Consider the following 7908-nt stretch of genomic DNA (forward strand, 5'->3'; position numbering starts at 1 on the left):
TCGCAGGTAGTACCGCGTCCCTATCTCTTAAATCGCTCATGCTTCATAGCTGAACAAGACCAGAAGTATTCAGCAAGGCGTCAGTCGCCGGGAGCTTACTCATATCCGATGGATATCGCAGTCCTTCCCGGCTATGTTCACGTCGGGCAATACCAGTCCATGTCACCATTCACTCCATCTCTTCGTAAAGACGGATGAATCACAACAGGCTGGTATTGTTCAAAAACTTTCGGATCAGGCTCTCAGGGGGCCATACAATTACGTATCCCCAAAATAGGGAATAGGAGGATACCAGCATCAGCGTCTCACCACCATCGCGATACCCCCTGCCCGGAGACGCCTGAATAGTCTGTTGTAACGCCCAACATCATGGTGCCCATCGCGCGGAATACGCCGGATGGTCGCGACCTGATCATGGCGCGGTGGAGCATGCCCACGCCGCCGGGATACCTGAAAGCCCACAGGGTCGATCGAGGCGTGACCAATAATATCCGCAATCCCACTTCGACCTGACGGAAGCGTTGTGAAGGTGTGGCGCATCACTACCTGGTGCCTCTCACGGCCTTTTCCGAACCGAAGCGCCTGCCAGAGAGCCCAGCAGACCCGTCTGGTTTACACGCATGAATGCCGGACGCTGGTGGTGGAGACGTCATTGGAGGGCGAACGCTCCGGCCGAGTTCGCGGCCGGAGTTGAGAATATAACGGCTGCTCTGGCACTGTCCGGAAGCCACTGATCTTTGAAATCGAATATATCTCAGGAATTCTCTACCTCCTCGCTGTGTGTACATGTTATGATGACACAGAGGGAGGAGACAATGAGCCAGCATCTTTCAGATAACGCACCATCCCCACAGAAAATCGGTGTTCGAGAATTTCGAGGAAACCTGACAGTTTATCTGCGTCAGGTCAGACAAGGCAGCACGATCCTTGTTACATCTCACGACCAGGTCGTGGCTGAACTGCGGCCGCCTGCTCCTTCCTATCGTCCCCGTCGTCAGCCAGGAGTCCTTCGAGGGCGAATCAGGATGAGCGAAGATTTTGATCAGACACCGCCGGACGTTCTTGAAAGCATGGAACGCGACCTGTGAAGGTTCTGCTCGATACGCATGCGTTGCTCTGGTGGCTTTCGGATTCTGATCGGCTAGGAGATAATGCACGGGAAATCATTGCGGATCCGGCCCATGATATTCTGGTGAGTGTCGTGTCATTATGGGAGATTGCAATCAAAATCCGTATCGGAAAACTGGATGCGGATATAAACGATATTCTGGCAGCAATTCCTGGCGAAGGCTTCTCTCTGCTGCAAATACAGCCCGAGCATCTGAAGATTCTTATGTCTTTGCCTATGCATCATCGTGATCCGTTTGACCATCTTCTAATGGCGCAGGCGCAAGCTGAGCATGCCACCTTTCTTTCAGAAGACGGACAAATGGATTACTATTCTATTAAAATAATCCGTTGTTCCTGAGAATGTGAACAGAACAGCCGAGGATCTGTATCGATGTCCATTCGCCACAGAGGAGAGTTGCTGCATCGGAAGAACAATGTCTATTATTTGAAAGAATTGGCGAGCATTCGGTGAGCATATTATGTTTTCTTGGCTAAAGCGTATTTTCAGCGGATCTGAAATTCCGGATACGACCAATGTGGCGACCAGGAAAGAGACTACTGCCTCGTCATCTACGCACGCTTCCTCATCCCATGCCCAACATATATTTCCCAATGATGAGGCGAAATTAGTATTGCATGGACAATCCCGGAGCCACAAGAAGAACGATGCGCACTGGGTCCCTCCCGGTGAAAAAGTCACGATCCATGGCTTCGAGATAACTGATGGCATGGTCTATGTCGGCAACTTTTTGTCTGCAGCGCCGGATGGAGGCTGGCGTGCCGACACTCCAGCGCCCTGCCTTATCAGACCATCGCTCAAGATCGCGGCCAGAGTGCCGCAAACGAACCTGGATCTGGGTTATTGGTCCTCATATACTGACATCACGCCCAATCAACGATTGGCTTACCTGCATTGGCTGGCGAGCGGAAAATCCGACACGAGCTACCCAATGGGCTATCCCTTCCTTTATTTTTATGGGCTTGAACGTCGCTTGGTAGCCGATACGCCTTCAATGGCTGAAGAGGCGTTGTTGATGGCCGAAGTAGAACGCCTGCGCAGCCTCTTCGAACATAATGGTTCTTTTGCAAACTACAGCACTGAACTGCTCAATTTCATTGAAATGCGACAAACCTTGACCGATATGCAAAGATTGGGGGCATGGAAACCGGATGTCTCAGCTTTGGGAGACCACATGTCTCCCTTACTTCGGGTCAAATTAAGTCTGCATGCGTTGCAAGGCATTCCGCTCGACTTCGATCTCGCCATGGCAGGTATTCTGTCTTTGCCCTCTCACTTAACCGGTTTATGGCCACGCATGGCAATGACACGAGCGCGTCCGGAGTTCATTGAACTCACGCGACATCGTTTTAATAAGAAATTTCCTGACGGTGTGCGGCTCAAAGATAAAAAAAAGAGCCGACTTGATCTGAGCTATCGAGCGGCAAGTCAGTATCTCCATGTCTCGATCAAGTTTGATGGCTTCGACCGCCTTCCTGATCCAGCGCAATTGACATGGACCAAAATGATCAAGCTCTGCGAAGGGGCCCGTGAGGATCTGACTCCATTTGCCAAGGTCATCGGCAAGGAACGTGAACGTGTCGACAGTATGGCTGCCGCCTCGATGCTGCCCGTAGAACTTGGGGAAAGAGAAACCGTTCGTGCTTTCAGAGCCTGGCTGGACGATCTGCCCCGGCCTGTTGCCGATGTGCCGCTTAAGGAACTGGGTCTGCGATGCTTTGGTTCTGGCAAGGGGGCCACGGGTCTGCGGCAAGCGCGCGACATGTCCGCCATGCTGGCACGCCTAGGTTACGGCATGGAACCGGATCCAACCTATGGTGGGAACAAGCCAGGCGAGAATATAATCTTATTCTACGCTGGCGACGCCCAGGATTCCCTGATACCTGTCGGTGACAACTTCCGCATCGCTGCCGTGGTCATGACCGCCATCGGCCCGGCAGCAAAAAACCTGACCTTGGGTACAAATCTGGTCAACGATCTCACCACACACCTGCAGCTTACCCCGCCTGAAACAAAACGGCTGATAGCCCGCCTGCGCCTGCTTCCGCCGCGCTTGCCAACGCCTGGCCGCCTCAAAGCCATCGTTGATAGTCTGGAGTCCGGGCAACAAACCATAGTCGCCACGCTGGCAGCTTCTGTCACTGTAATGACAGGTGAAACCGACCAAGGCATGATGGTGGCTCTTGAGCGGCTTTACGAAGCCTGTGGTCTCGATCGACGGGAACTCTACGCCACCTTGCATCGGGTTACGGCTGCCAGGGCATCCTATACCGCGGAACCGATCGTGGTCGAGGATGGCAGGTCACAGGGAGGCGGCCATCGAATTCCAGCACCGCCTTCGAAAGCGAAACCTGCTGACGGTATCATCATTGATATGGGGAAGGTCGGCACCATCCTGCGCGAAACGAGGGCGGTCGAGAAAATCCTGGCACCAATCTATGAGGACGAGACTTCTGAAATTCCAAGTCCGGCAGTCGTTGCACCCACTTTGGAACAGGCAACGCGCTTCGCCGGACTTGGTGCGGAGCAGACGCGACTGCTTGAGATCCTGGTCAACCAAAAGGAGTGGACACGCTCCGGATTTGAGGCCAAGGCACACGAACTCGGGTTGATGCCAGATGGCGCACTCGAAGCCATCAACGAATGGGCCTATGATACTTTCGATGAAGAACTCATTGAGGACGGCGACCCTTTGATCATCAATATGGCGCTCCTTGCTGACGCGCCGGGAGCAGCATCATGACCAACCTTGGTATTGCAACCTCAGACGGGGCGCGCACTGCGGAGAAAATCAGGCCCAGAGACCGCGATAGCGTCATTCAGGCGCTTCGCGCAGGTGTCGTGCCACGGTCAGGCATCCAATTAGTGCAGGTCGGTCGCGCGGGCGAAGTCAACCAGGTGGTGCTGGACGTCAAACGCATCGCGGACGGTGGTTCTGCTGTTCGTTTCATCATTGGCGACTACGGTGCAGGCAAGACTTTTTTCCTTAATCTGGCGCGCTCCATTGCCATGCAAAGCAAGCTGGTCGTGGCGCATGCAGATTTATCGCCTGATCGTCGCCTGCATGCCAGCGGCGGCCAGGCTCGCAGCCTTTACGCAGAACTCATGCGTAACATGGCCACCCGCACCAAGCAGGATGGTGGAGCGCTTGCAAGCGTAGTCGAACGTTTCATCATGGAGACACAGGCTGCTGCCAAGGCTTCGGGTCGCAAGGTTGGAGACGTTATCCAAGAAAGACTGCTTCCCATTCAGGAACTCGTTTCCGGCTATGACTTTGCAACCGTCATCGAATGCTACTGGCGAGCTTTCGAAGAAGGTAGCGAGAGCGGAAAGGCTGCGGCACTGCGCTGGCTCCGTGGCGAATACACGCTCAAAACCGAGGCCCGGGAGGCGCTCGGCCTACGCTCTATCATCGATGATGCCTCGGTTTACGATTACCTGAAAGTCATGAGCCGCTTCGTGACCCTGGCAGGCTATTCCGGCTTTCTGGTCATGTTCGATGAATGCGTAAACCTCTTCAAGCTGGTCAGCGCCCAGTCGCGCAATGCGAACTACGAGCAGATTCTCCGTATCGTGAATGATGTGCTTCAAGGTTCGGCTGAATCCCTCGGCGTTTATTTCGGGGGCACCCCCGAATTCCTGATGGACAGCCGCCGGGGCCTTTACTCTTACGAAGCGTTGCGATCCCGTTTGGCTGAAAACAGCTTTGCCCGAAATGGTCTGGTTGATCTTTCCGGCCCGGTCATCCGGCTTCAGAGCCTGACACCCGAAGACCTCTACATTCTGCTTGGCAGGTTACGGCACGTCTTTGCCTATGGTGACCAGAATCGTTATCTGGTGCCGGATGAGGTTTTCAAAGCCTTCATGACTCATTGCAACCAGAGGATTGGCGAGGCTTATTTCCGCACACCGCGTAACACCATCAAGGCTTTTCTCGACCTGCTTGCCATCCTGGAACAGAATTCACAGGCGCAGTGGCAGGATCTGGTGGACCAGGCTGAAGTCGCGCCTGATACGCCCTTGGCGGGTGGCGATATTGTCGAGGTCGACAATAAAGATACGCCTGGTGGGGCAGGCTCTTCGACGATCGGCTCTGCTCAGGCCTCTCCCGATGATGATCTGGCGGACTTCAAGCTTTGAACGACGCGCCGCCCGACCCACTCGGGCAAACTTCCGGTAAGGGTGCATCGACGGCTTTCGATCTGTTGCACGAGCAAATCCGGCGCTGGATCTGGCGTCAGGGATGGACAGAGCTTCGTGATATTCAGGAACGATCCATTCCCGTCCTTCTGGAAGGACAGCAGGATCTCATCATCGCGGCCGGGACCGCAAGCGGAAAGACCGAGGCGGCCTTCTTGCCAATTGTTTCGCGACTGGCAGCAGATGAACGCAAACCCGGTGCCGGCTTCGAGGCCATTTATATCAGTCCTTTGCGCGCACTGATCAACGATCAGTTTGGTCGCATGGAGACACTTTGCGAAGAAGTGGAAATTCCAGTCTGGAAATGGCATGGGGATGTAGCCAGCAGCATCAAGGAGCGTGCACGCAAGCGGCCCCAAGGGATATTGCTGACCACGCCAGAAAGTCTGGAGGCCATCCTTGTTCGACGGGGAAATGAGGCGAAGCGTCTGTTCGCTGCGCTAAGTTACATCGTGGTTGACGAAATGCATGCCTTTATGGATGCAGAGCGCGGACGCCAACTTCAATCGCTGCTCAATCGTATCGAGATCGCCGCCGGACATCGGGTAGTTCGCGTAGGCCTTTCGGCCACCCTGGCCGACATGAGAACCTCTGCGGCTTTCCTACGGGCATTGAATGCGGATGGCGTGGAGATACTGGAATCTGAAATGGGCAGCCAACCCCTGAAGCTCCAGCTTCGCGGCTATATACAGCCGCGCCTGAAGCAACGGGGCGACAATTCAGACAAGGGCGAGGTCGCCGAGCGCACGGCAGACATGGAGATTGCAACACACATCTTCAACACGCTCCGGGGGCATCGGAGTTTGATCTTTGCCGGCTCACGACGGAATGTTGAACTTTATACCGCAAGGTTACGTGGCCTTTGCGAGACATTGGGCGTGCCGGAGGAGTTTTTCGCTCATCATGGCAGTTTGTCGCGTGAGCACCGTGAGGAAGCTGAACGAAGGCTGAAAGAAGAAGATCGACCAGGTTCCATTGTCGCAACCACGACCCTCGAACTGGGCATCGATATTGGCCACATTGATGCTGTAAGCCAAATCGGGCCGGGACATACTGTTTCAGGCATGCGCCAGCGACTAGGACGTTCCGGTCGTCGTGCAGGACAATCCTCGGTAATGCGGGTTTACACCACCGAGATGGCGATCGACGAGCGCATCCATCCCATTGATGCTATGCGGCCAAGCACGGTGCAGACCATAGCCATGCTCAATCTCATGCTGAGGCGCTGGAATGAACCGCCTCAAATTGGGCGGCTCCACCTCTCCACGCTGATACAGCAAATTCTGGCCCTGATCGCTCAACACGGTGGTCTGACAGTCAAACAGGGCTGGAACCGCTTGATCGAGAGTCGGGTATTTCCTGAAATTGATCAGGCCCTCTACATTGATGTGCTGCGGCGAATGAAGCATCCGGAAGTCCAGCTTATTGAGCAGGCGCCAGACGGGACGCTTTTGCCAGGCGAAGAAGGTGAGCGGGTCATCAATGACCGTGGGTTCTACGCCGTATTCATGACGCCTGACGAGTTCAAGGTTATCACGGATCGCGGACGGAACCTCGGTACGCTGCCGGTCGATAACCCCGTGATGCCGGAACAACTCATTATCTTCGCTGGACGGCGGTGGCAGATAATCGAGATCGACAATCGACGCCGGGAAATTCTGGTCACACGAGCTTATGGCGGCGTGCCGCCTGAATTTGGTGGCGAGGGCCTGCCCCCGGCTGACGAAGTCGTGGCAGAGATGCGCAGGGTTTACGAGAACATCGCTATTCCCCGCTTTCTCGACAAGGCAGCACTTGAGTTTCTTACTGAAGCCAGAGAGACGTTCGATCATCTTGGACTGCGCCATGCGAGCCTGCGACGACATGAGGACGAACTCCTGCTTTTCCCTTGGGTCGGCAATCGGGCACAACTGGCCTTCGTGCTGGCGCTTGCCTCTCATGGCGTAATGGCTAATTCGGAAGGTATCGCGGTCACGGTTCCTGCTAAGGATGGGAGCAAATTGATTGCCGCCCTAAAAATCATTGCAGAAGGACCTGTGCCGGACGCGAAAATTTTAGCTCGACTAGTGCCGGATATGAAGCGAGCGAAATATGACGCCTATTTAGGAGACGAATTGCTGGCGCGTTGCTACGCCAGTGAGCATATCGACGCGGAACGTGTGCCGATTATTGCGGCTGACCTGCTTTCTAGATTTCCGACTGAGGTAAAAACAATTTTTGAATCCTAAATACCTTTATAATGTTTGGCGTTGGCCGGAATGTATTGGAATGGCGGATACCCCGGCCCGACAACCTGCTCAAAAGTCGAAATATAATCTAACAGTCTGTCGGGTTGGGCATTTAGAAGTGGTCCCCATTTTTCGGACAGGACGATAAGCTATCATCTGGCCTGAACGAGGACGGGTTTTATGGGCAAGGTTACGCGGAAACGGTATGCGGCGGAGTTCAAATCACGGGTTGCCCTGGAGGCGATCCGTGGCGAACTGACACTGGCGGAGTTGGCGTCGAAACATGGCGTGCATCAGACGATGATCGCCCAATGGAAGCGCCAGGCGATCGAAGGCATGGCAAGCCTTTTT

General features: G+C 54.6%; 6 protein-coding genes and 1 pseudogene. All 7 read left to right on the forward strand.

Annotated elements, in window-relative coordinates; genetic code table 11:
• Window positions 1–354 precede the first annotated feature (354 nt).
• Window positions 355–620 (forward strand): annotated as a pseudogene (locus CFR80_RS19960) (SOS response-associated peptidase); the annotation flags it as partial.
• 171 nt (window positions 621–791) lie between these two features.
• Window positions 792–1088 carry a type II toxin-antitoxin system Phd/YefM family antitoxin gene (locus CFR80_RS16075; protein ID WP_081500394.1) on the forward strand — a complete coding sequence of 99 codons (297 nt, stop codon included), beginning with the start codon at window positions 792–794 and terminating at the stop codon, window positions 1086–1088.
• The gene (locus CFR80_RS16080) at window positions 1085–1468 is read left to right on the forward strand and encodes a type II toxin-antitoxin system VapC family toxin (RefSeq protein WP_010516112.1); all 384 of its coding nucleotides are present in this window, start codon (window positions 1085–1087) and stop codon (window positions 1466–1468) included. Before CFR80_RS16075 ends, CFR80_RS16080 begins: the two co-directional genes overlap by 4 nt.
• A gap of 121 nt (window positions 1469–1589) precedes the next feature.
• On the forward strand, window positions 1590–3872 hold the full coding sequence (locus CFR80_RS16085) for a TerB N- and C- terminal domain-containing protein (RefSeq protein ID WP_026019788.1): 2283 nt from the start codon (window positions 1590–1592) through the stop codon (window positions 3870–3872).
• On the forward strand, window positions 3869–5269 hold the full coding sequence (locus CFR80_RS16090) for an ATP-binding protein (RefSeq protein ID WP_010516110.1): 1401 nt from the start codon (window positions 3869–3871) through the stop codon (window positions 5267–5269). The genes CFR80_RS16085 and CFR80_RS16090 overlap by 4 nt, the downstream gene beginning before the upstream one ends.
• The gene (locus tag CFR80_RS16095; RefSeq protein WP_010516109.1) at window positions 5266–7557 is read left to right on the forward strand and encodes a DEAD/DEAH box helicase; all 2292 of its coding nucleotides are present in this window, start codon (window positions 5266–5268) and stop codon (window positions 7555–7557) included. The genes CFR80_RS16090 and CFR80_RS16095 overlap by 4 nt, the downstream gene beginning before the upstream one ends.
• A 180-nt stretch (window positions 7558–7737) precedes the next feature.
• On the forward strand, window positions 7738–7908 hold a 171-nt coding region (locus CFR80_RS16100; protein ID WP_146221661.1), incomplete at its 3' end, for a transposase.

Origin of the sequence: Komagataeibacter oboediens (assembly GCF_003207815.1) — a bacterium.
Taxonomy (GTDB): domain Bacteria; phylum Pseudomonadota; class Alphaproteobacteria; order Acetobacterales; family Acetobacteraceae; genus Komagataeibacter; species Komagataeibacter oboediens.

Coding starts and splice junctions, on each gene's coding strand:
- CFR80_RS16075 (WP_081500394.1), top strand. CDS start 792: ATGATGACACAGAGGGAGGAGACAATGAGCCAGCATCTTTCAGATAAC.
- CFR80_RS16085 (WP_026019788.1), top strand. CDS start 1,590: ATGTTTTCTTGGCTAAAGCGTATTTTCAGCGGATCTGAAATTCCGGAT.
- CFR80_RS16090 (WP_010516110.1), top strand. CDS start 3,869: ATGACCAACCTTGGTATTGCAACCTCAGACGGGGCGCGCACTGCGGAG.